The sequence below is a fragment of the Cochlodiniinecator piscidefendens genome, assembly GCF_011326755.1.
GTDB classification, from domain to species: domain Bacteria; phylum Pseudomonadota; class Alphaproteobacteria; order Rhodobacterales; family Rhodobacteraceae; genus Cochlodiniinecator; species Cochlodiniinecator piscidefendens.
The window spans coordinates 404,657-424,979 of the sequence record NZ_JAAOIE010000002.1 but is presented as its reverse complement, the minus strand read 5'-3'; the positions used below and the strand labels follow the sequence as shown (position 1 = coordinate 424,979).

At 51.5% G+C, this 20,323-nt stretch carries 21 protein-coding genes; 8 read left to right on the top strand and 13 right to left on the bottom strand.

Annotated elements, in window-relative coordinates; genetic code table 11:
* Positions 1-12 precede the first annotated feature (12 nt).
* Entirely contained in the window at positions 13-774 is a 762-nt protein-coding gene (locus G9C99_RS06780; RefSeq protein ID WP_166416691.1) for a DeoR/GlpR family DNA-binding transcription regulator, read from the bottom strand.
* A gap of 247 nt (positions 775-1,021) precedes the next feature.
* Between G9C99_RS06780 and G9C99_RS06775 the strand changes: the two genes are divergently transcribed.
* Genes G9C99_RS06775 through G9C99_RS06755 form a run of 5 tightly spaced genes read left to right on the top strand, consistent with a single transcriptional unit; the run spans position 1,022 to position 6,864 of the window.
* The gene (locus G9C99_RS06775; protein WP_166416690.1) at positions 1,022-2,608 is read left to right on the top strand and encodes an ABC transporter substrate-binding protein; all 1,587 of its coding nucleotides are present in this window, start codon (positions 1,022-1,024) and stop codon (positions 2,606-2,608) included.
* 27 nt (positions 2,609-2,635) lie between these two features.
* Entirely contained in the window at positions 2,636-3,583 is a 948-nt protein-coding gene (locus G9C99_RS06770) for an ABC transporter permease (protein ID WP_166416689.1), read from the top strand.
* Entirely contained in the window at positions 3,580-4,398 is an 819-nt protein-coding gene (locus G9C99_RS06765; protein ID WP_166416688.1) for an ABC transporter permease, read from the top strand. Before G9C99_RS06770 ends, G9C99_RS06765 begins: the two co-directional genes overlap by 4 nt.
* Positions 4,391-6,028, top strand: a complete 1,638-nt coding sequence (locus G9C99_RS06760; protein WP_166416687.1) for an ABC transporter ATP-binding protein — start codon at positions 4,391-4,393, stop codon at positions 6,026-6,028. The genes G9C99_RS06765 and G9C99_RS06760 overlap by 8 nt, the downstream gene beginning before the upstream one ends.
* Positions 6,028-6,864, top strand: coding sequence for an alkaline phosphatase family protein (locus G9C99_RS06755; protein ID WP_166416686.1), 837 nt, complete (start codon positions 6,028-6,030; stop codon positions 6,862-6,864). Before G9C99_RS06760 ends, G9C99_RS06755 begins: the two co-directional genes overlap by 1 nt.
* 16 nt (positions 6,865-6,880) lie before the next feature.
* On the opposite strand, the gene G9C99_RS06750 is transcribed toward G9C99_RS06755, so the two are convergent.
* The 5 genes from G9C99_RS06750 to hisA all read right to left on the bottom strand — a co-directional run bounded on the left by G9C99_RS06750 (position 6,881) and on the right by hisA (position 11,951).
* Positions 6,881-8,401 carry a malonate--CoA ligase gene (locus G9C99_RS06750; protein ID WP_166416685.1) on the bottom strand — a complete coding sequence of 507 codons (1,521 nt, stop codon included), beginning with the start codon at positions 8,399-8,401 and terminating at the stop codon, positions 6,881-6,883.
* Between the two features lie 145 nt (positions 8,402-8,546).
* Positions 8,547-8,861 carry a phosphoribosyl-ATP diphosphatase gene (locus G9C99_RS06745; protein WP_166416684.1) on the bottom strand — a complete coding sequence of 105 codons (315 nt, stop codon included), beginning with the start codon at positions 8,859-8,861 and terminating at the stop codon, positions 8,547-8,549.
* Complete coding sequence (gene hisF / locus G9C99_RS06740; protein WP_166416683.1) at positions 8,858-9,619, bottom strand: imidazole glycerol phosphate synthase subunit HisF; 762 nt, start codon at positions 9,617-9,619, stop codon at positions 8,858-8,860. The genes G9C99_RS06745 and hisF overlap by 4 nt, the downstream gene beginning before the upstream one ends.
* A gap of 69 nt (positions 9,620-9,688) precedes the next feature.
* Positions 9,689-11,101 carry a Hint domain-containing protein gene (locus G9C99_RS06735; protein ID WP_166416682.1) on the bottom strand — a complete coding sequence of 471 codons (1,413 nt, stop codon included), beginning with the start codon at positions 11,099-11,101 and terminating at the stop codon, positions 9,689-9,691.
* A 130-nt stretch (positions 11,102-11,231) separates the two neighbouring features.
* Positions 11,232-11,951 (bottom strand): 1-(5-phosphoribosyl)-5-[(5-phosphoribosylamino)methylideneamino]imidazole-4-carboxamide isomerase, encoded by a 720-nt coding sequence (gene hisA / locus G9C99_RS06730; protein ID WP_166416681.1) that lies wholly within the window; start codon positions 11,949-11,951, stop codon positions 11,232-11,234.
* Between the two features lie 155 nt (positions 11,952-12,106).
* Between hisA and G9C99_RS06725 the strand changes: the two genes are divergently transcribed.
* Positions 12,107-12,496 (top strand): DUF2147 domain-containing protein, encoded by a 390-nt coding sequence (locus tag G9C99_RS06725; protein WP_166416680.1) that lies wholly within the window; start codon positions 12,107-12,109, stop codon positions 12,494-12,496.
* A gap of 57 nt (positions 12,497-12,553) precedes the next feature.
* Here G9C99_RS06725 and hisH read toward each other — a convergent pair whose 3' ends face one another.
* Together hisH and hisB are read right to left on the bottom strand one after the other, a co-directional pair.
* Positions 12,554-13,192, bottom strand: a complete 639-nt coding sequence (hisH, locus tag G9C99_RS06720) for an imidazole glycerol phosphate synthase subunit HisH (protein WP_166416679.1) — start codon at positions 13,190-13,192, stop codon at positions 12,554-12,556.
* Between the two features lie 3 nt (positions 13,193-13,195).
* The gene (gene hisB / locus G9C99_RS06715; RefSeq protein ID WP_166416678.1) at positions 13,196-13,783 is read right to left on the bottom strand and encodes an imidazoleglycerol-phosphate dehydratase HisB; all 588 of its coding nucleotides are present in this window, start codon (positions 13,781-13,783) and stop codon (positions 13,196-13,198) included.
* Between the two features lie 117 nt (positions 13,784-13,900).
* Between hisB and G9C99_RS06710 the strand changes: the two genes are divergently transcribed.
* On the top strand, positions 13,901-14,140 hold the full coding sequence (locus tag G9C99_RS06710; RefSeq protein WP_166416677.1) for an Lrp/AsnC ligand binding domain-containing protein: 240 nt from the start codon (positions 13,901-13,903) through the stop codon (positions 14,138-14,140).
* 127 nt (positions 14,141-14,267) lie between these two features.
* The gene (locus G9C99_RS06705; protein WP_166416676.1) at positions 14,268-16,688 is read left to right on the top strand and encodes a GcvT family protein; all 2,421 of its coding nucleotides are present in this window, start codon (positions 14,268-14,270) and stop codon (positions 16,686-16,688) included.
* Positions 16,689-16,757: 69 nt separating this feature from the next.
* Here G9C99_RS06705 and G9C99_RS06700 read toward each other — a convergent pair whose 3' ends face one another.
* Genes G9C99_RS06700 through G9C99_RS06680 form a run of 5 tightly spaced genes read right to left on the bottom strand, consistent with a single transcriptional unit; the run spans position 16,758 to position 20,248 of the window.
* Entirely contained in the window at positions 16,758-17,438 is a 681-nt protein-coding gene (locus G9C99_RS06700; RefSeq protein ID WP_166416675.1) for an energy-coupling factor ABC transporter ATP-binding protein, read from the bottom strand.
* Complete coding sequence (gene cbiQ / locus G9C99_RS06695; RefSeq protein ID WP_166416674.1) at positions 17,428-18,219, bottom strand: cobalt ECF transporter T component CbiQ; 792 nt, start codon at positions 18,217-18,219, stop codon at positions 17,428-17,430. The genes G9C99_RS06700 and cbiQ overlap by 11 nt, the downstream gene beginning before the upstream one ends.
* A complete protein-coding gene (locus tag G9C99_RS06690; RefSeq protein ID WP_166416673.1) occupies positions 18,219-18,830 on the bottom strand; it encodes a cobalt ABC transporter permease in 612 nt (203 codons plus the stop codon). The genes cbiQ and G9C99_RS06690 overlap by 1 nt, the downstream gene beginning before the upstream one ends.
* Complete coding sequence (gene cbiM / locus G9C99_RS06685) at positions 18,827-19,444, bottom strand: cobalt transporter CbiM (protein ID WP_166416672.1); 618 nt, start codon at positions 19,442-19,444, stop codon at positions 18,827-18,829. The genes G9C99_RS06690 and cbiM overlap by 4 nt, the downstream gene beginning before the upstream one ends.
* Before the next feature lie 12 nt (positions 19,445-19,456).
* Positions 19,457-20,248: a DUF4198 domain-containing protein gene (locus G9C99_RS06680; RefSeq protein ID WP_407926006.1), complete on the bottom strand. Its 792-nt coding sequence runs from the start codon at positions 20,246-20,248 to the stop codon at positions 19,457-19,459.
* Positions 20,249-20,323 lie beyond the last annotated feature (75 nt).

The following is a 20,323-nucleotide window of genomic DNA, read 5'->3' as shown; positions in this document are numbered from 1 at the left end:
GCAGGAAAACCCCTAAACTAGATGTACATCGACCTGATCTTGGATCTGAGCGCCAAGCGAAGTTTGTGGTAGCCCATCTGTCACAAACATGGAGACGTCGTCGAAGGTACAAAGTGCAACGTGCCCGGGTTTAGCGAACTTCGAAGAATCAGATGCCAAAATTACGTTCTGCGAACGTTGTATAGCCAATTTGACATTGGCGACTTCCCAATGATCGTCATCTGCGAGTTCTCCGCTGGGGCTGATGCCAGATACCGAAATGATAGAACAATCAAAACGAAACTTTTCCATGAACCCCTCCACTGGACCGCCGAAAAGGCTTCCATCGATATGTCGCAAGAATCCCCCGGGGAGGGCAATCGTGAAGTCGTTTCTGTCCTTTAGGTGCATCGCAGCAGCGAGACTGTAGGTGACAATTTTCAAATCACGGCGTGCATGCAGCGCTTTGGCGATCACTTCGCATGTGGTTCCCGCGTCCAGAAAAATGGAATCGCCATCTGAAATGAGAGAGACAACTTTCTCTGCAATACGATGTTTAACATCGGTCGCTGAAAACCGTCTTTGTATATAATCTTGGGACTCTACACCGCCGAGGAAAACTGCACCGCCATGTGTGCGTCTAAGTTTCTTAGCTTGATCCAGTTCGAAGATGTCTCGCCTAATGGTCTGCTCTGACACGTATAGGGAACCTGCAAGGTCCTCAATGCGACCATAGCCTGTATTTGCGATGATTTCTAACAACCGTGATTGACGATCAATTTTTTTTCGGGCCATCTAACGTGTGCTTCTTAAGTGTAGGTTTAGAGGAAAGAACGTCTCGGTTGACGGAATCCAGTCCTTATTCGACGACTTAGTAACATTTTTTCCATCTGACCACATTTTTTGTTGTATTGGTTACATAAACTGTAATTAATATTACAAAATAAACCAGCGCAAGAAAATTGCGCGGGAACTTAAAAGAGATTGCTACTGAGATACGGCTCTGCCAAGCTCAAAAAAATCAACTGGGAGAAAGACAAAAATGTCAAAAGAACTGGACCACTACAGCAATGAAGTAGCCAAAGGTCGCATGTCGCGCCGTGATTTCATGGGGCGTGCAACTGCACTCGGCGTATCTGCTGTTGTTGCCGAATCCATGCTCGCGACTTCTGCTCAAGCAAGCACACCAAACAAAGGTGGGCATTTCTCTATGGGGATTTCTGGCGGCGAAAGCACCGCGTCGCTTGACCCTGCAACCGTAACCAATGACGTAGGTCAGTCAGCTGGTCGTATGACCGGTGATACACTGGTCAATGTTAACGCCGACGGGACAATTGATCCACGTTTGGCTGAAAGCTTTGAACCATCAGAAGGTGGCCTTGTTTGGACATTCAAGATCCGTCAGGGCGTGAAATTCCATAACGGCAACACGATGACCGTCGATGACGTTGTAAAAACACTGCAGCGCCACTCAAATGAAGATTCTCAATCTGGTGCGCTTGGTATTATGCGCGGGATCTCAACCATCGAAGCAGATGGTGATAGCGTTAAGCTGACTTTGACCTCTGCAAACGCCGACCTTCCATATCTGATGAGCGACTACCACTTGGTTATTCAGCCAGATGGCGGCATGAACACACCTGCAGACGGTATTGGAACAGGCCCATACAGAATCACTTCTGAAGAACCAGGCGTCCGTTATGCGTTTGAGCGTTTTGAAGATCACTGGGATCCAAGTGTTGGTCACTACGACACAGCCGAGATTCTGTTCATCAACGACGAAACCTCTCGTACGGCTGCACTGCAATCTGGTCAGGTTCACTTTATCAACCGCGTTCCACCACGGACTGCTGGTCTGTTTAACCGTGCGCCGAACGTTGAAGTGCGTGCGACAGCTGGTAAAGGCCACTATGTCTTTATTATGCACACAGACACTGCACCGTTTGATAACAAAGACCTGCGCCTTGCATTGAAATATGCGATCAACCGCGAAGAAATGGTTGAAAAGGTATTGGCTGGTTACGGTGAAATCGGTAACGACCTTCCGGTTAACGAAACATACCCATTGTTTGACACTGAAATTCCTCAGCGTGAACACAGCCTTGAAATGGCGCGCCAGCACTACGAAGCGTCAGGCCATGATGGTTCACCGATTATCCTAAGCGCTTCTGAAGTTGCGTTCCCGGGTGCGATGGACGCTGCGGCTTTGTTCCAGCAGTCATGTCAGGCAGCTGGCATTCCATTGGAAATCCAGCGTGAACCTTCAGATGGTTACTGGTCAGAGGTTTGGAATGTGAAACCATTCTGTGCTTCATACTGGGGTGGCCGTCCGGTGCAGGATCAGATGTATTCTGTTGCTTATCTATCTAGCGCGGATTGGAACGATACACGCTTCAGCAGCCCAGAATTTGACGCTCTTCTTATCGAAGCACGTGCAGAGCTGGACCTTGAACGTCGTTTCGAGCTTTACAGCCAAATGGGATACTTGCTGCGCGAAGATGGCGGCTTGATCAATCCAATGTTCAATCAGTTCCTTGATGGAACGTCTGCGAATGTTGCTGGTTGGGAAAATGATCCTAATGGTTCCATGATGAACGGCTTTGTCGGCGTTCGGACTTGGTTCTCCTAAGGCGGGGCAAACAGAGTGTCATCGCAAATGATTAAATTGGTAATCCAGCGCTTAGCGCTGGGTTGCCTTTTGCTGCTCGCCGCCTCGGCGTTGATCTTTTTTGGGATAGAAATCCTACCTGGTGATGCCGCCCAAGCGGTTCTGGGAAGATCAGCTACAGCTGAAGCTCTCGCTAACTTACGCGCCGAAATGGGTCTAGGACGCCCTGCAATTGTACGCTACTTTGAATGGCTCGGTGGAGTCGTCAGAGGCGATCTTGGTGTAGCGCTGACCAACGGCGTAGATATCACCAGCGCGCTGGCAGATCGTTTTTCCAAGACACTCTTTCTTGCGTTCTGGGCCGCTCTGATTTCGGTTCCACTCGCTATCTTCCTCGGTTTGCTCGCGGTACGCTTCCGTGATCGCTGGCCTGATAAAATGATTTCTGCGATAACTTTGACACTGATTTCGGTGCCCGAATTTATCGTCGGATACGTGATCATGTTCTTTGTCGCGGTAAAATGGCAATTGCTGAACCCATTGTCGATCGTGACTGCGAATATGGGCGTTTTCGAACGTCTCGAAGCGATCCTTCTCCCTGTGCTTGTTCTTACTTTTGTTGTGCTTGCTCAAATGATGCGCATGACGCGAGCAGCCATTTTGAATGTGATGGAATCTGCCTACATAGAAACAGCCGAGCTGAAAGGTCTGTCGCGGTTCGAAATTATTGCACGGCACGCGTTCCCGAATTCTATCGCACCGGTTGTGAACGTCGTTATGCTTAATATGGCATACTTGATCGTTGGGGTTGTCGTTGTCGAGGTGGTGTTTAACTATCCGGGGATGGGGCAGTATCTCGTTGATCACGTGACGAAACGCGACGTGCCTGTCGTCCAAGCCGCTGGCTTGATCTTCGCTGCAGTTTACATCCTGTTTAATATGTTTGCTGACATCATCAGCATCCTTGCGAACCCAAGACTGAGGCACCCGAAATGATGCGTATTCCGTTAAGTGCCCTTATTGGGCTGTTCTTCACCGGGTTGTTTTTCTTAAGTGCAATCTTTGCACCTTGGATTGCACCCTATGATCCTAGCGCCATCATTGGTGATTTCTGGGAACCCATTTCATGGGAGCATTGGCTTGGAACTGATAACATCGGACGCGATCTACTAAGTCGGATGATCTATGGCGGGCGCACCACAATCTTTGTGGCGGCGGCAGCGACAGTAATTTCGTTCACCTTGGGAACCACGCTCGCGTTTTCTGCTGTTGTTATTGGCGGTTGGGTGGATATGGTTCTGTCGCGCTTTATCGACTTGATCATGTCAATTCCAACATTGATTTTTGCTTTGGTTGTTTTGTCGGTCGTTCCTGTGACCATCCCGGTTCTGATCTTAGTTATGGGCCTGTTGGACCTGACACGTGTGTTCCGTTTGGCGCGCGCCGTCAGTGTGGACATCAATGTGATGGATTACGTTGAGGCCGCAAAACTACGTGGTGAGAAAACCATGTGGATCGTGTTCCGTGAAATTCTTCCAAATGCATTGTCGCCTTTGGTCGCTGAGCTTGGATTGCGCTTTATCTTTATGGTGCTCTTTGTTTCGACACTTTCGTTCCTCGGTCTTGGTGTGCAACCACCTGACGCTGACTGGGGCGGTATTGTGAAAGAGAACAAAGAAGGTTTGATCTACGGTATACCTGCCGCGATCGTACCAGGTATTGCGATTGCTATTCTCGCAATTTCAGTGAACCTAATTGCGGACTGGGTTTTGTCCCGTACTGCAAGCCTGAAAGGGGGCCGTAATGGCTGATACTCTTGTTGATGTGCGTGGCCTCAAGATTGGGGCACGCATTTTCCCACCGGGCGAAAAACCCAAAGACATAGAAATTGTCCATGGTGTCGATTTCACGGTTGAGAAGGGGAAAGTTCTTGGGCTGATTGGCGAATCTGGTGCTGGGAAGTCTACGATTGGTCTGTCCACCTTGGCTTATGGCCGAGGTGGGGTAGAGCTGACCGGGGGCGAAGTTTTCGTCAATGGGCGTGACATTCTGAACCTAAAAGGAGGGGATTTGCGTACCTTCCGTGGGCACGAAGTCACCTATGTTTCCCAATCTGCGGCGGCGTCTTTCAATCCGGCGAAAAAAATCATGGCGCAGGTGACAGAAGCCTGCACCAAGCACAACCTTTGTTCCAAAGAAGAAGCCGAAGCGCGTGCGGTGACGTTGTTTACCAAACTCGGTTTGCCTGACCCTGAAAACATCGGTAATCGCTATCCTCACCAGGTTTCTGGGGGACAATTACAGCGGTGCATGACTGCACTTGCCTTGTGTCCGCAGCCCGATTTGGTGATCTTTGATGAACCGACGACCGCGCTTGATGTGACCACGCAGATCGACGTTCTTGCAGCCATTAAAGAGGCAATCCGGGACACCGGTGTCGCTGCTCTATACATCACGCACGATTTGGCGGTTGTGGCACAGGTATCAGACCATATCATGGTGCTTCAGCACGGTCGTATGGTGGAATATGGTACAGTTGATCATATTATTAACACGCCGTCGGAACCCTATACACAGGCCTTGGTTTCTGTTCGATCCAACATTCACGAAGAAAAGCCTGAAACCGGTGATGTGGTCCTAAAGGTCGACGGCATTTCCGCGCGGTACAGTGGTTTGAAGTTTGACGTGTTGAAAGATGTGTCGGTGGAACTGGAAGCAGGGCACACCTTAGCTGTTGTTGGGGAATCCGGCTCCGGTAAATCGACACTTGCACGTGTCATTACGGGGCTGTTGCCTCCGCACACAGGATCTATCGAATTCGGTGGGCGCACTTTGTCTGCAGATCTAGCGGGACGCACCAAAGAAGACCTGCGTGAGCTACAGATGATTTACCAGATGGCTGATGTGGCGATGAACCCACGTCAAACAATTGGGACAATTATAGGTCGTCCACTTGAGTTCTATTTTGGTCTGAAAGGTGCTGAAAAACACAAACGGATCGTTGAACTTTTGGATGAGATCGAGATGGGAGAGGGCTTTATTGACCGCTACCCAGCTGAGCTTTCAGGTGGCCAAAAGCAACGTGTTTGCATCGCGCGTGCTTTGGCCGCTAAGCCTAAGTTGATTATCTGCGATGAGGTAACCAGTGCGCTTGACCCGCTGGTGGCCGAAGACATTCTCAAGCTTTTGCTGAACCTGCAAAAAATCGAAAATGTAAGCTATCTGTTTATCACGCATGATTTGGCAACGGTTAAGGCCATCGCTGACTCTATTGCTGTGATGTATCAGGGTGAATTGGTGCGTTACGGACCGAAATCAAAGGTTCTGAATCCGCCATTTGATGACTACACCGACCTCCTCTTGTCTTCAGTACCCGAGATGAAACTCGGATGGCTCGAAGAGGTTCTTGCCCACCGTAAAATGGAAAGTGCTGGAAACTAATGGAAAAAAAGCTTCTCGTCATCGTACTTGATGGCGTGCCTTGGAGAAACTGGCGGTCTCTCTTTGGAAACCTTGAAGGTTGGGTTGCAAACGGCGATGCGCGTGTCTGGAAGATGCGCGCAGTGCTGCCTTCGACTTCTGCTTCATGTTACGCGTCTATTCACACGGGCGTAGTGCCTGCTGTGCATGGTTGTACCGGCAATCACGATGTGTTTCGTTTGTCTGTGCCTGATGTATTCTCTCAGGTCCGCAAAGCTGGCGGAGTCACCGGGGCGGTAACGCATTCCTTCTGGTCAGAATTTTTCAATCGTGCGCCTTTCGATCTTGTGCGTGATTTGGAATATGATGAACCAGAAAGTGACACGATCAATCATGGTCGGTTTCATTCGATGACAGGTTACGGAATGACTAATCAGATGACCCCATCTGACGCGGATCTTTTTGCTACTCTGACCATGCTGACGGAACGCCACAATCTTGATTATGGCATTCTTCACACTTGTACCCTTGATAGCATGGGGCACAGATTCCATCATGCTTGCCACGAAATGGATCAAGCTTGTTTCAACATGGACGAAACGCTTGCGCCGTTCCTAAAGCGGTGGCGTGAGAACGGTTATGAAGTGGTCGTTACTGCGGACCATGGTCAAAGCGAACGTGGCCATCATGGGGGCCGCGGTGAACTGCAACAGGACTTTGCGTTCTACTACTTTGGTGATGCAGAGGGTCCGTCTGAGGATACAATCCTGTGCCAGACCCAGCTCGCACCAACAGTGCTAAGCTTAATGGGCGCACCGATAGCTGACACCATGAAAGGCGAAGTTTTCTTAAAATAGATCACATTGCCAAAATTTAGCTAAAGAGCGCCCTGTAGGTTTCCCGCAGGGCGTTTTTTTGCACCTTCCCCATCGTGTTTCGTGGCAATTCCTCAAGCAGAATGATTTGCTTAGGCTGTTTGAATTTTGCCAACTCGTGCGAACATTGGGTTTTGAGCTTATCGATATCTAAGCTTAAGCCACGTTGGGGTACGACAATAGCAATGACGGCTTCGCCAAAGTCAGCATGCGGGACCCCAATGACGGCACTTTCTAAAACCTCAGGAATATCGTCAATCAGGCTTTCGATTTCTTTTGGGTACACGTTAAATCCGCCGGTGATAATCAGGTCTTTGCCACGGCCAACGATGTGAACATATCCATCCTCATCAATTTTCCCGAGATCTCCGGTGATAAAGAAACCATCCTCGCGCAATTCTTCGGCGGTTTTTTCTGGCATCTGCCAGTAACCCGCGAAAACGTTGTCGCCGCGTACTTCTAATGTTCCGATTTCCCCTTGGGGGAGCGGAGAGCCATCAGCGTCGCAAACTTTTAGTTCTACGCCAGGCAAAGCAAATCCAACGGTTCCCGCGCGCCGCTCCCCGTCATAGGGGTTAGAGGTGTTCATATTGGTTTCAGTCATGCCATAGCGTTCGAGAATACCGTGGCCGGTCGTTTCAGCCCAACGCACATGGGTTTCAGCCAAAAGTGGGGCGGAGCCTGATACGAACAAACGCATTCCCTTGCTTGCATCGGCAAGACCGGGGGTGTCTAACAGGCGGGTGTAAAACGTTGGAACCCCCATCAACGCAGTTGCACGAGGCATAGTGTCGATGATTGCCTGAGGGTCAAAGCCTTGCATGAAGTGAAGCGCGCCCCCGGCCATGAGCGTGATATTGGTCGCAACGAACAGCCCATGTGTGTGGAAAATCGGCAAGGCATGTATGAGCACATCATCAGAGGTGAAACGCCAATGATCCCGAAGTGTGAGTGAATTGGATGCTAATGCACGGTGGGTCAGCATCGCGCCTTTTGATCGCCCTGTCGTGCCTGAGGTGTAGAGAATAGCTGCCAGATCTAGCGGTGCGCGATCTACGGCCTCAAAACCGGCGTTTTGGGCGTCGCGGGCCGCGATGAGGCTGCCGGTTTCTTCTGGACTTAGGTCAAGAATATGAGTCACGCCACATGACGCGGCGACAGGATCAAGGGAGCTATGCTTTGCCGGATCACAAACGAAGAGGGTGGGGCGAGCATCGTCCAAAAAATAGGAAATCTCAGCGGCTGTATATGCCGGGTTGAGCGGAAGAAAGACCGCACCGGCCAACACGCATCCTATGTAAAGTTCAAGCATTGCGACGGTTTTAGGGGTCTGCACCGCGACCCGGTCACCGGGGGTAACACCAAGTGCAACCAGTGCATTTGCCATACGTTCAGCATTGGCAAAGAAATCGCCGTAAGACATTGATCGACCGGTTTGGTGGTCCGTCAAAAAGACTGCTCTTTCACGTCCAAGGCTGGCGCGACGTAATGTGCTTGCGAGATAATTGCCCTGATACATGTGACCTCCTGTCGGTTTCTTTCGGCTTAGCCACCGCAGAAAAAGAGGTCAATAAAAACTATGAGAGTAACCAAGCGGAGGCCCCTTTGGGGCCGCTCTATATCTCGCCCTGTGGGCTCGGGTGGGCGCGTGTTGAAAGCGATTATTACGGTTTGCGTCCGGCCTTTTCGACGAGACCAGAGGTGCCTTCGCGTCGATCTAGTTCTGCAAAAACATCTGTAAGTGCAACATCCCGAGATTCGAGCATCACCAAAAGATGAAACAGAACATCAGCGGCTTCGGCGGTTAATTCCGCTTTGTCATTTTTGACGGCCGCGATAATGGCCTCAATAGCTTCTTCGCCGAATTTCTCAGCACATTTTTCAGGGCCTTTGGCAAAAAGCTTTGCGGTCCAGCTGCTGTCTGGGTCGGCGGATTTGCGTTCTGCGACGGTTTGCGCGAGGCGCTCTAGCGTGGTCATGTCAGCCTCATTGGGATGCCAGCGTTTGACATATGTTCTTTGGCTTCTTGGATTGTGTAGTCGCCAAAGTGGAAGATAGACGCGGCCAGTACAGCGCTTGCGCCGCCTTCGGTGACACCTTCGACAAGGTGATCCAAGGTTCCAACGCCCCCGGATGCGATGACCGGAACGCCAACCGCATCGGATATGGCACGGGTCAAGGGTAGGTTGAAACCAGCGCGCGTTCCATCGCGATCCATGGAGGTCAGAAGGATTTCACCAGCCCCTTTGGCGACCATAGTTTTGGCAAAGTCTACAGCGTCGATACCCGTCGCATTGCGGCCGCCATGTGTAAATATCTCCCACTTGCCGGGGGCGACTGTTTTGGCGTCAATTGCGACCACAATGCACTGATTGCCGAACTGGTTGGCGGCCTCTGAAACCACATCAGGATTGGCGACTGCTGCTGAATTAAAGCTGACCTTATCCGCGCCAGCGAGCAGAAGGTCGCGGACATCCTTTGCACTGCGCACGCCGCCGCCAATGGTCAGCGGGACATAGCATTGTTCGGCGGTACGGCGGGCCACATCGAACATGGTGCCGCGGTTTTCATGGGTTGCTTTGATATCGAGAAAACAGATTTCATCAGCACCCGCGCGATCATAGGCGCGCGCGCTTTCGACGGGGTCGCCTGCATCGATCAAATCGACAAAATTAACCCCTTTGACAACGCGACCTTCGGCGACGTCGAGGCATGGAATAATGCGGGTTTTTAACATGAGGGCCCTGGTGAAGTAATCTGCGTTTGCGTTGATGTGTTCATAGGGGGTTTGTTGAAAAAGGAAAACCTAAATCAATAGGCCAGATTCGCGCACCGTTGTGGTGGGGCGGGCCGTTGGGCCAAAATTGGTTTCAAAGCAACGAAGACCGGGGAACAGTGAAAACAGTTCTTCGCGTGCGGCATCTGGAACCAATCCTTTTGACAATTGCCCCGCGTGCAGGCTTTCGGTGGGCAATGCATTCGCATAGATCACTTCGTGCCGATCGAAAAGAATGTGAAAATAGGTGACGGATTCCGCTTGATGATCAACCAGAACCTTTTGATCATCAAGAAGCCCCCGCGCAGGCACTAGAATTTCGTCAGCACCAAAGAGAAGCTCGGCTTTCCAGCCGGTTATCAGCATACGATGTTGGGCTGAAACGGATATATCGCGGTCTGGCCAGCCTGGCGCAATCGCGTCCTTGCGGATGATCACCGGGCGGTAGTTAGGGGAACTGATCAAATCAGTGTGGTTTAACTTGCGCTTGCAAATCCATCGAATGGGTTGCGGGCCATTGTCCACAGTCGGGATCATATCGCCAACTGACAAAGTTTCTACGCGGCGTGGACCTGTCGTGGTGAGGATCATAGCACCTGTGGTGAAACAAGGAATGAGCCCTTCTTCAAATGCAACGACCGCAACTGTTTCATTGATATGGTTGGTTTCATTGTCGTCGGATTGTTCTTCTTCAATAAACAATCCGACGGTTGAATTTGTCTGCCCGTCAATCACAACTGTGGCTGTGTCACCGCCGTTAATGGTTTGGGTTTCTCCGACAACAATGGATGTGCCGAACGTAGCACCCAGGCCCAAAGTATCTGTGTTTTCGTCTACGCCGTCATAGATATTCGCGGTACCAGAGGTGGCGTTGCCGCCGGTTTGAATAGCGATCCAGCCGATGGTTTCATCGCTGTGATCATCGTCCTCTGCTTCTTCCTCTTGCAACGAGATATTAAAGCCGGATGTCGAAATTCCCGTCGGGTCACTGTCAACTGTTGTTGTGTCGTTATTTGACATAACTGAGGTCAAAACAACTGGGGCACCGGATGGAAAACCGCCGACATCGGATGAAAAGTCGCCGGCAAAATTGACGTTGGAATCTGCGCCTACGCCGTCTGTCGTCGTGCGACCTGCCTCGATGATGCGGCCATCAGGGAGAGTATGCACGCCTTCTTCAACCGCGATCCAGTTGATGGTTTCGGTCGCTGGATGGGCCCCGTCGTGATATTCCCATTCTTCGATGATAAAAGAAAACGACGTGGTGTTGCCATCGGCATCAAGCGTTTGATCAGTGACGCGTAGCGTGAACTGATTGCCACCGTTGTTGGTGGCAGACAGCGCAAAGACCGGATCGGTCAATGGTTGTGTCAAATTAATCGTTATTGGCGTGTTCACCCCCGGAGAGTTGGTGGTGATGCTGCCTGCTTGACCTATGGCCATAAATGTCTGCTCTGTTTTTACGTTGCTTTGGGTCTGCGCCCATTAATGTCAAAAGTATGTCTGGACCACCCAAAAGAAAAGCCGCAGCCCGATGTGAGCTGCGGCCGATCTCAAAGAAATTGGGAAAGTGTTACTTCAAAACCGCAAGTGCTTCGGCCAAATCAATGGCACCATCGTAAAGGGCCCGACCAGAGATCGCGCCGTTGAGCGCGGCACCGCTGGATTTGAGGGCGCGTAAGTCATCAAGGGATGAAACGCCGCCCGAGGCAATGACAGGAATTGAAACCGCGTTGGCGAGCGCCGCTGTCGCCTCTACGTTGGGGCCTTGCATCGCACCATCGCGGTTGATGTCGGTGTAAATGATCGCTGCAACGCCTGCATCTTCAAAAGACTTCGCGAGATCCGTTACGGTGAGGTCCGTCTCTTCGGCCCAGCCGCGCGTTGCGACCATACCATTGCGGGCATCCAACCCAACTGCGACACGGCCGGGAAAAGCACGCGCTGCTTCGCGCACCAGATCAGGATCTTCGACGGCCACAGTTCCAAGAATGACGCGTGCCAGCCCTTTGTTGATCCAAGTTTCGATGGTTTTCATATCTCGAATGCCGCCACCCAACTGCGCCGGAACAGAGCAAGCCTTGAGAATAGCCTCAACCGGGGCCGCGTTTACGGGTTCGCCGGCAAAGGCGCCGTTTAGATCAACCAAGTGCAGCCATTCGCAACCTGCGTCCTCAAAGGATTTAGCTTGGGCTGCGGGATCATCGCTAAAGACAGTGGCCTGATCCATTTCGCCTTTATAAAGGCGCACGCAGTTCCCGTCTTTGAGATCAATAGCAGGGTAGAGGATCATAGGTATTGTCCTTGAATCGGTGATCTTGGCATCGTTGGCGTTGTTTTGCATGGTCGGTGATAAATTGCAAAGGACATCCTGCCGCCCCTACGTCATGCTTGCCAGATGGCGCGAGGAGGGGACAGACTGCTGAGGACATATCTAGGGAGGATGGTATGAAAGTACTTTCGATGAGCGTCTTGGCACTGGTGTTGAGTGTGGTTGGCGCACAAGCGGATCCGATTGAAGGCACCTGGCAGACCGAAGTGGACGACGGATCATATGCCCATATTGCGATTACGCCATGCGGCTCGGCCTACTGCGGACATATAGCCGAGACATTCAATAGCAGCGGCTCGTATCAATCCCCCAATTTGGGACGCCAGTTGGTGATCGATATGGAACCTCAAGGGGACGGTGAATATCACGGGAGCGTTTGGCGGCCTTCAAATGACAAAATTTACATCGGGCGCATGAATCTGGATGGTGACAGTGCACGTTTGCGCGGCTGCATCTTGGGTGGGCTTGTGTGTTCTAGCCAAACGTGGTCCCGGGTGAGTCTGTGAAGATCAACCAAATTGTGACCGCCCAAGGGGCGGTCGCTGTATTAGGGGCTTCGCCCGTTAAGGCGCCCAGTTCAGAAAGTTAGCGATCATCGTAAGGCCGGTTTTCTGGCTTTTCTCTGGGTGAAACTGCATTCCAACCATTGTGTCGCGTGCAATGATGGCTGTGATATCGCCAGCATAGTCGACATAGGACAAACGATCGGCAGCATTGTCGGTGCGGAAGTGATATGAATGCACGAAGTATGCATGGTCGCCGTCTTTGATGCCTGTCAGGACTGGATGCGCGCCCTCTAGGATAAGATCGTTCCAGCCCATATGTGGCACTTTGAGCGTTGGATCAGTCGGTTTGATCTCCACCACTTCGCCTTTGATCCAATCAAGTCCTGCGGTATCTTCGTATTCGCGGCCCCATGTGGCCATCAATTGCATCCCAACGCAAATCCCTAAAAAGGGGCGGGCGTTGGTCACGACGGCCTCTTCCAAAGCCTGATAAATGCCTTTGTGGTCACGCAATTCAGTTGCACAGGCAGGAAAGGCCCCATCACCCGGTAGGACAATACGATCTGCACGCGCGATTGTGTCAGCGTCGCTGGTGACGATCACATCACCTGCATCTGTTTCTTGGGCCATGCGTTGGAAGGCCTTTTCTGCCGAGTGCAGATTGCCTGAGCCATAGTCAATAATCGCGGTTAACACAGTTCAAAGCGCCCCTTTGGTGGATGGAATGGCATCTGCTTTGCGCGGATCAACCTCTAGCGCGTCGCGAAGGGCGCGGGCTACGGCCTTAAACGCCGCCTCGACGATATGGTGGCTGTTAAAGCCGTGAAGTTGGTCAATATGTAACGTGATGCCGCCGTGTGTTGCGAAGGCCTGAAAAAATTCACGCACGAGTTCTGTGTCAAACGTGCCGATCTTCTGGGTTGGAATATCGACGTTCCACACTAGAAATGGGCGTGCGGATAGATCGAGCGCGCACCGGATCTGGGCGTCATCCATTGGAAGGTGGCACGAACCATACCGGTTGATACCTTTTTTGTCGCCCATGGCTTTGGTCAATGCCTGACCGATTGCGATGCCCACATCTTCGACGGTGTGGTGGTCATCGATGTGCAAATCACCTGTTGCGCGGACTTTCATATCAACAAGCGAATGTCGCGCGAGTTGATCCAGCATGTGGTCAAAAAAACCAACACCGGTTTGATTGTCATATGTGCCGGTACCATCAAGGTTTAAATCAACAATGATATCCGTTTCGGCGGTCTTGCGGGTGATTTGGGCTGTGCGCATTTTAGGCTCCGCTTATGCTGTGATTGGCTTATGCCCTGCGTTTGAGTGCAGATCAAGGTTGTCGCGGGTGCGGCATCTGTGCAAAGCCTTAAGAAACAATCATTCGGAGAAAGCGCAATGTCGACGCTCGTTTTTGTGCAGCTACGCTGCCGCCCCGGTCAAACCTATAAAGTGGCCGAAGATATCATCATGCGTGAGGTACATTCTGAGCTCTATTCCACAAGCGGCGATTTTGACCTGATGCTAAAGCTATATGTACCTGAAGGCGAGGACGTTGGGAAATTCATCAATGATCGTTTACTGGACATTGAAGGGATTGAGCGATCTCTGACAACTTTGACCTTTAAGGCGTTCTAAAAGTTTTTTGATCTAATTGCCTCCAAAGTGGGTAAGCGACGTTTTAGGTCGCTAATGTCTCTGAAAGGCCGGTTTTCTTGCGTCAGTTTGAGTCCCGAACTCTCGCAAGGAACAAAGGACCTTGATCATGAAGACCCACGCACAGGCTGTTGTCATTGGGGGCGGACTTGTTGGCTGCTCCATTCTCTATCACCTGGCTAAACTCGGCTGGACTGATGTTGTCTTGTTGGAACGCGATGAATTGACCTCCGGGTCAACATGGCACGCAGCTGCAAACATTCACGGTTTGCACGACAACAACAACATCACACGCATTCAGCACTACACGATGAACCTCTATAAAGAGTTGGAAAAAGAAACCAGCCAAGGCTGCGGTGTTTTCCAACCGGGATCATTGTACCTTGCACAAACCGAAGCACGCGAACATCAGTTGCGCCTTCAAGAGGCCAAAGGCCGCTTTTACGGTTTGAATTTCCACGAAGTCAGCCACGAGCAAGCAAAAGAGCTGCACCCGTTGGCCAATTTCGACGATGTGCGTTGCATTATGTACGAACCCGATGGCGGGAATGTTGACCCTTCTGGTGTGACACAGGCCTATGCGGCTGGTGCGCGTCAAATGGGTGCAACGATCGAACGGTTCTGCCCGGTTATCGGTACCGACCAACAACCCGACGGGTCATGGATTGTACGCACAGAAAAAGGCGATATTCACACGCAATGGGTTGTGAACGCTGGCGGTCTTTGGGGGCGCGAAGTTGCTAAAATGGCGGGTATTGAGCTGCCATTGCAACCAACTGAGCACCAGTATTTCGTTACCGAAACCATTGACGAAGTTGCGAACATGGGTCGCCGCCTGCCGTCAATTGCGGATCGTGATGGCGAATATTATTTCCGCCAAGAGGGCAACGGTCTTCTGATTGGTGCTTATGAAAAGGACATGAAATTCTGGGCAGAAGAGGGCACACCTCAAGGTTTCGGTCACGAACTTTTCGCTGATGACCTTGATCGGATCATGGAAAACGTGATGCGTGCGATGGATCGTGTGCCTGCAGCGGCAACCGCTGGCGTTAAGCGCGTAATCAATGGCCCGATGATTTGGTCCCCAGATTCAAACGCACTGTTTGGCACTGTACCGGAATTGAAAAACTACTTCTGCTGCACCGGGATTATTCCGGGCTTTAGCCAATCCGGTGGTTTGGGTCTGATGTCCGCGCAGTGGATCATCGAGGGCGAACCGCAATACGATATGTTCGCTTGGGATCTCGCACGCTTTGGCGATTGGGCGGATAAGAAATTCACCAAAGCCCGCGTACAGGACCAGTACACACACCGTTTCGCAATTCACTTCCCGAACGAAGAGCGTTCAGCGGGTCGTCCTGCACGTGTGCGCCCAGCTTATGAAATGCAAAAAGATTTGGGTGGCGTCTTTGGCTTGAACTGTGGTTGGGAACATCCGCTATGGTTTGCTGATGAAAAAGGGACCGAAGAAACCATCGGATTTACCCGCCAAAACTGGTTTGAACCCGTTGGACGCGAAGTCAAAATGCTACGCGATAATGTCGGTGTGATCGATATTTCGAATTTCGCGAACTACGTGGTCAAAGGGGCAGGCGCCCACGCTTGGTTGGATGCGCTTGTTGCGAACAATGTTCCGACCGAAGTTGGCCGGTCTTGCCTTACACCTTTGATCGGTGTGCGCGGCGGTGTCGCGGGTGACTTCACAATCACCAAAGTTGCAGATGACGAATACATGATGGTTGGTTCTGGTATGGCTGAACGCTATCACCAGCGTTTCTTCAACATGGTTGAACTGCCCGAAGGCACCACATTTGACGTCGCAACAGATCGCATCGCGGGCTTTAACGTCGCGGGGCCAAAGGCGCGGGATATGCTGCAACGCATGACCAACACCGATCTCAGCCACGAAGCGTTCCGCTTTATGCGCTCAAAAATCATTGAGGTTGGCGGTGTTGAATGTTTGGCGATCCGTGTTTCCTTTACTGGTGATTTGGGTTGGGAACTCCATTGCGCGGAAAGCGATCAAGTGCAGCTCTACACAGCACTTGTGAACGCTGCGCGTGAAATGGACGGTGGCCCTGTGGGTGGTCGTGCGCTTGGCTCGCTTCGGATTGAAAAAGGCTACGGCAGCTGGGGGCGTGAATATTCACCTGAATATTGGCCTCAAGAGGTCGCGCTGGAACGTCTTGTCAAACTCGACAAAAACTTCCTTCACAAAGACGCTTATCTGGCGGTCAAAGACAATGCGCCACGCGAACGCCTGTCGGTGTTTGAGATCGAAGAGATCACGCATGACGCAGATGCAACCGGTGGCGAACCTATCTTTGCTCTTGATGGCACCTCTGTTGGGCGTGTGACATCCGGTGCGTATGGGTATTCTGTTGGAAAGTCGCTTGCGCTTGGCTTTGTGAATGTTGGAACGGCGGAACCGGGCGACACTGTACATGTGTATATCCTTGGCAAACCGCACAAAGCCAAAGTGTTGGCCGAAGCACCATTTGATCCAAAGGGTGCAAAGCTTCGCTCTTAAGGCGGATATATTGCAAACAAAAAGGCCAGAGCATTTGCTCTGGCCTTTTTCATTTAATGTTCGCTTGGATTATTCTGCGGCTTCGGCGTGCCGACAACTTGGCTCAGGCGCGACTAATAATCCGTCTTGTAGTTTTAAACTGCGGGTCGCGATTTTGCGGCGGAAATGGGGGTCGTGGCTGACCACCACCATCGCTTGCGGCAGGGTTTGCAGAATTTCGATTAACCGCGCCTCGTTTTCCTCATCAAGCGCATTTGTTGGTTCATCGAGCAGCAAGACCTGCGGTGACATGGCCAAGACTGACGCCAGAGTAACGAGGCGCTTTTCCCCACCAGACAATTTATGCGTAATACGATTGCGCAGGTACATCAGATCGAGCATCGTCAACACACTATCAACCTGCGCCATGGCTTCTTCGCGGCTTTGGCCGAGGTTCAGTGGGCCAAATGCAATGTCTTCAGCAACGGTCGGACAAAACAGCTGATCATCTGCATCTTGAAACACAAGACCAGCGTGGCGGCGGACTTCCACAAAATCAGCCTCTTCACGGCGGGGTTTGCCAAATGCAGTGACGGTGCCACTGTCGGGTTTCAACAGACCCACCATGATACGCAGAAACGTCGATTTCCCGGCGCCGTTATGACCGGTAATACATAAGCGTTCACCATCATCTAGCGTGAAGCCTGCGCCCTTAAGAATACCGGGGCGGCCCATGTAACCAAAGTGGATATCGTTTAGCTCAAACAGCATGGTAAATCTCCGTCCCGATCAGGATCATCAGCAATGCGCCCATAAGGGCCGCAAATACCGTATCGCGCTTTGTGTATTCGTAACGGCCTAACAACGGAATGCGGCCAGTAAAACCCCGGCATTTCATTGCGTCCAGAATGCGTTCTGAGCGTTCCATCGCGCGCACAAGCATCATGCCCAGAAGATATCCGTAACTGCGATAGGTATGCAGGGAATTGCGGGCCTTAAAACCACGGGCTTTCATAGCCTGCTTCAGTCGAACATGTTCCTCATAGAGAACTTCGATGTAGCGCACAGTGAATAGCAGCAGATGTACGAGACGCTCAGGGACCTTGAGGTGGTGCAAAGCATGGCCAAGCGTCACGGCCTCCATCGTACCAACAAGGGCCATCAGCATAAGAACAACAGCATTGGCTTTTAAGCCGATTTCAACGGCACGCCAAAGGCCTTCCCAACTCGCAGGAAAACCAAAAACGGTAAACATTGCTTCGCCGGGCATTGTGAAAGGCAGCAATATCAGAATGAAGATGATAAAACTGTCCATCGCAGCCATGCGCTTTAGCGTAGAGGCGATCGGAAGTTGGGCAAAAACCATTGCCGTACAGGAGGCCGCTAACGCAATCAAAAGCGTAGGGATCCAATGGCTCGCGACAACAACACACGCAAACAGTAGCGTCGCGATGAGACGCGCTCTCGGGTCGATACGTCCTAGGAGGCCAAGCGTGGTTGCACGCCCGGTTGAATCCAATGTCTGTGCGGCCCCCGAAAGCGCTAGAACCATCAGCTTTTTCCTTCAGCTTCGGCCAGTTTGCGGCGCGCGGCTATGAAAAAGCCAAAGCCAAACAGGCCAACGATATATCCCATTCCGCCTAGGATTTGTTGGAAGTCTTTCTTTTCCTGATAGGCCGTGATCGCACGGCGCAACGGGCGCATTTCATCACGTACTGCTGCAGCGATTGCGTCGCGTTCTTCATCCGAAAGCGCGGCGATGACTGTGGTATTGGCACTTGCTTCGACTGCTACGTCTTCAGCTGCCGCAGCTGTTGTTGTTTCGCTGACTGCCGCTTCGCGCCCAGTGATCGGGGCAACGTCTGCCGCATCCATAGTCATTTCTGCGACATGACCTGCACCCATATTAGCACGGAAAATATGGGTAATTGGTTCTGTCGGGGTGAAGGTGAAAAAACCATCGGCATCAGTTGTAGCTTCGCCCAGTTTGTTGCCCGCTTCGTCGAAGATCTCAACCAATTGATCGACGGCCATATCACCGTTGGAGAACCCAAGTTCCCCTTCGATTTCGGTGCCTGCAGGGAAAACATCGGCAATAATTTTATGCGCAAATGCAGGCAGCGGAGCGAGTAGGATTGCAGAAAGTAAAAGAGAACGGATCATCGTTTGACCTCCTCAAAAGCGCCCAAAACTTCTGGTTTGACCAACCGCAAGAAATAGACCGCAACAGCGGACAATAGTCCTTCGATCACCAGAACTGGAATATGGGCGAAAAATACGAATTTGGCGGCTGGAATAAATTCTTCGCCAGTCATAGCGAGAGAAATCGCTACAAACAAAGTTGTCAGCGCAATCGAAAGAGCGCCACAGACACCGCCCCAGACTGTTGCGGTTGTCAAGTTAGATGAACGCACGCCTTTGATGCAGACCAAGTAAGCCAGCACAGCGGGTAGCGCGATATTGACGGTGTTAATACCAAGAACGGTAACACCACCAAATCCGAAAAAAGCGGCTTGTAACAATAGCCCTACAAACAGGGCCGGGAATGCGGCCCAACCTAAAATCAACCCGGCCAAGCCGTTCATAATCAAATGAACAGAGGATGGTCCGATCGGAACATGAATGAGGGACGCCACAAAAAATGCTGCCGACAAAACACCCGCAGCGGGGATCTTTTCCATCGGGAGTTTTTTTAATCCGTAGGCGACGCCACCGACAGCAAGAACTGCGCCGGTGACCACCACGGGATTGGACAATGCACCATCTACGATATGCATATTGGGTGTCCTTTACTCGATGTCATAAGCGCGGATCCAGATGACCGCATCTTGTGACAATTCTTTGCCTTCAAATTCTGTCTGTGGTCCGGAACCGAGGGCGGCAAATCCCCAGAGCCCTGCACGCGGGATACCAAATGTGAAGTAGCCATCAGAATCTGAAATCGCAACAATAGCGCCACCCGGAAGCGGTGAAGCGGTTGCCTCATTGGCTGCATGTGTTTCCATGTTAGGTGTGGCTGCCATGAATTCGATTTCGATTTCTGCGCCGGCAACAGGTTGCCCTTCAGCTAGAACCTGACCTGTGAACGTAGAACCAACTGCAATATTGTAGGGTTTATTGAGCGGCAAGATTTCAGTCACAAGCCCCTGAGGCTCTGACCAATCTGTTGGCAGCTCATTGCGGTTCAGATAGGTTTTGGTGATCTGCTGAATGTAGATATCTTCGCTTTCCTCGTAATAAGGCGCGGGTTCTACAACAACCACATAGTCACCAGAACGACGCACTGGAACGCTTGCGTCAAATGCAACACCAGTGTTGCTGTCGCTGGTGAATGTGGTTTCGGTGAGCGTGCCATTCAGGTCGATACGTTCGCCGCGGTGGATCGCATAAAAATCCAAAGGCTGTGTCATATCCATGACGTGGCCTGCCTCAAAGGGATGCCAGAACACGAGGCTCATTGGTACTTCACCGGACTGAGCAATCTGGGATTCTTCAGTATAGGCGAGTTGAAAATGTGCCAGCGAAGCGGTTGGCAAAGTCAGCGCGGCTGCGCCTGCAAGTAGTATATTACGCAACATCATTTGCGTCGTCTCCTTCAGGAGCCTTGGTCGCGTTAAATGCGCTGCCAAGGCAGAAAAAGAACAACGGGGTATTGG

Coding starts and splice junctions, on each gene's coding strand:
- G9C99_RS06780 (WP_166416691.1), bottom strand. CDS start 774: ATGGCCCGAAAAAAAATTGATCGTCAATCACGGTTGTTAGAAATCATC.
- G9C99_RS06775 (WP_166416690.1), top strand. CDS start 1,022: ATGTCAAAAGAACTGGACCACTACAGCAATGAAGTAGCCAAAGGTCGC.
- G9C99_RS06770 (WP_166416689.1), top strand. CDS start 2,636: ATGATTAAATTGGTAATCCAGCGCTTAGCGCTGGGTTGCCTTTTGCTG.
- G9C99_RS06765 (WP_166416688.1), top strand. CDS start 3,580: ATGATGCGTATTCCGTTAAGTGCCCTTATTGGGCTGTTCTTCACCGGG.
- G9C99_RS06760 (WP_166416687.1), top strand. CDS start 4,391: ATGGCTGATACTCTTGTTGATGTGCGTGGCCTCAAGATTGGGGCACGC.
- G9C99_RS06755 (WP_166416686.1), top strand. CDS start 6,028: ATGGAAAAAAAGCTTCTCGTCATCGTACTTGATGGCGTGCCTTGGAGA.
- G9C99_RS06750 (WP_166416685.1), bottom strand. CDS start 8,401: ATGTATCAGGGCAATTATCTCGCAAGCACATTACGTCGCGCCAGCCTT.
- G9C99_RS06745 (WP_166416684.1), bottom strand. CDS start 8,861: ATGACCACGCTAGAGCGCCTCGCGCAAACCGTCGCAGAACGCAAATCC.
- hisF (WP_166416683.1), bottom strand. CDS start 9,619: ATGTTAAAAACCCGCATTATTCCATGCCTCGACGTCGCCGAAGGTCGC.
- G9C99_RS06735 (WP_166416682.1), bottom strand. CDS start 11,101: ATGGCCATAGGTCAAGCAGGCAGCATCACCACCAACTCTCCGGGGGTG.
- hisA (WP_166416681.1), bottom strand. CDS start 11,951: ATGATCCTCTACCCTGCTATTGATCTCAAAGACGGGAACTGCGTGCGC.
- G9C99_RS06725 (WP_166416680.1), top strand. CDS start 12,107: ATGAAAGTACTTTCGATGAGCGTCTTGGCACTGGTGTTGAGTGTGGTT.
- hisB (WP_166416678.1), bottom strand. CDS start 13,783: ATGCGCACAGCCCAAATCACCCGCAAGACCGCCGAAACGGATATCATT.
- G9C99_RS06710 (WP_166416677.1), top strand. CDS start 13,901: ATGTCGACGCTCGTTTTTGTGCAGCTACGCTGCCGCCCCGGTCAAACC.
- G9C99_RS06705 (WP_166416676.1), top strand. CDS start 14,268: ATGAAGACCCACGCACAGGCTGTTGTCATTGGGGGCGGACTTGTTGGC.
- G9C99_RS06700 (WP_166416675.1), bottom strand. CDS start 17,438: ATGCTGTTTGAGCTAAACGATATCCACTTTGGTTACATGGGCCGCCCC.
- cbiQ (WP_166416674.1), bottom strand. CDS start 18,219: ATGGTTCTAGCGCTTTCGGGGGCCGCACAGACATTGGATTCAACCGGG.
- G9C99_RS06690 (WP_166416673.1), bottom strand. CDS start 18,830: ATGATCCGTTCTCTTTTACTTTCTGCAATCCTACTCGCTCCGCTGCCT.
- cbiM (WP_166416672.1), bottom strand. CDS start 19,444: ATGCATATCGTAGATGGTGCATTGTCCAATCCCGTGGTGGTCACCGGC.
- G9C99_RS06680 (WP_407926006.1), bottom strand. CDS start 20,248: ATGATGTTGCGTAATATACTACTTGCAGGCGCAGCCGCGCTGACTTTG.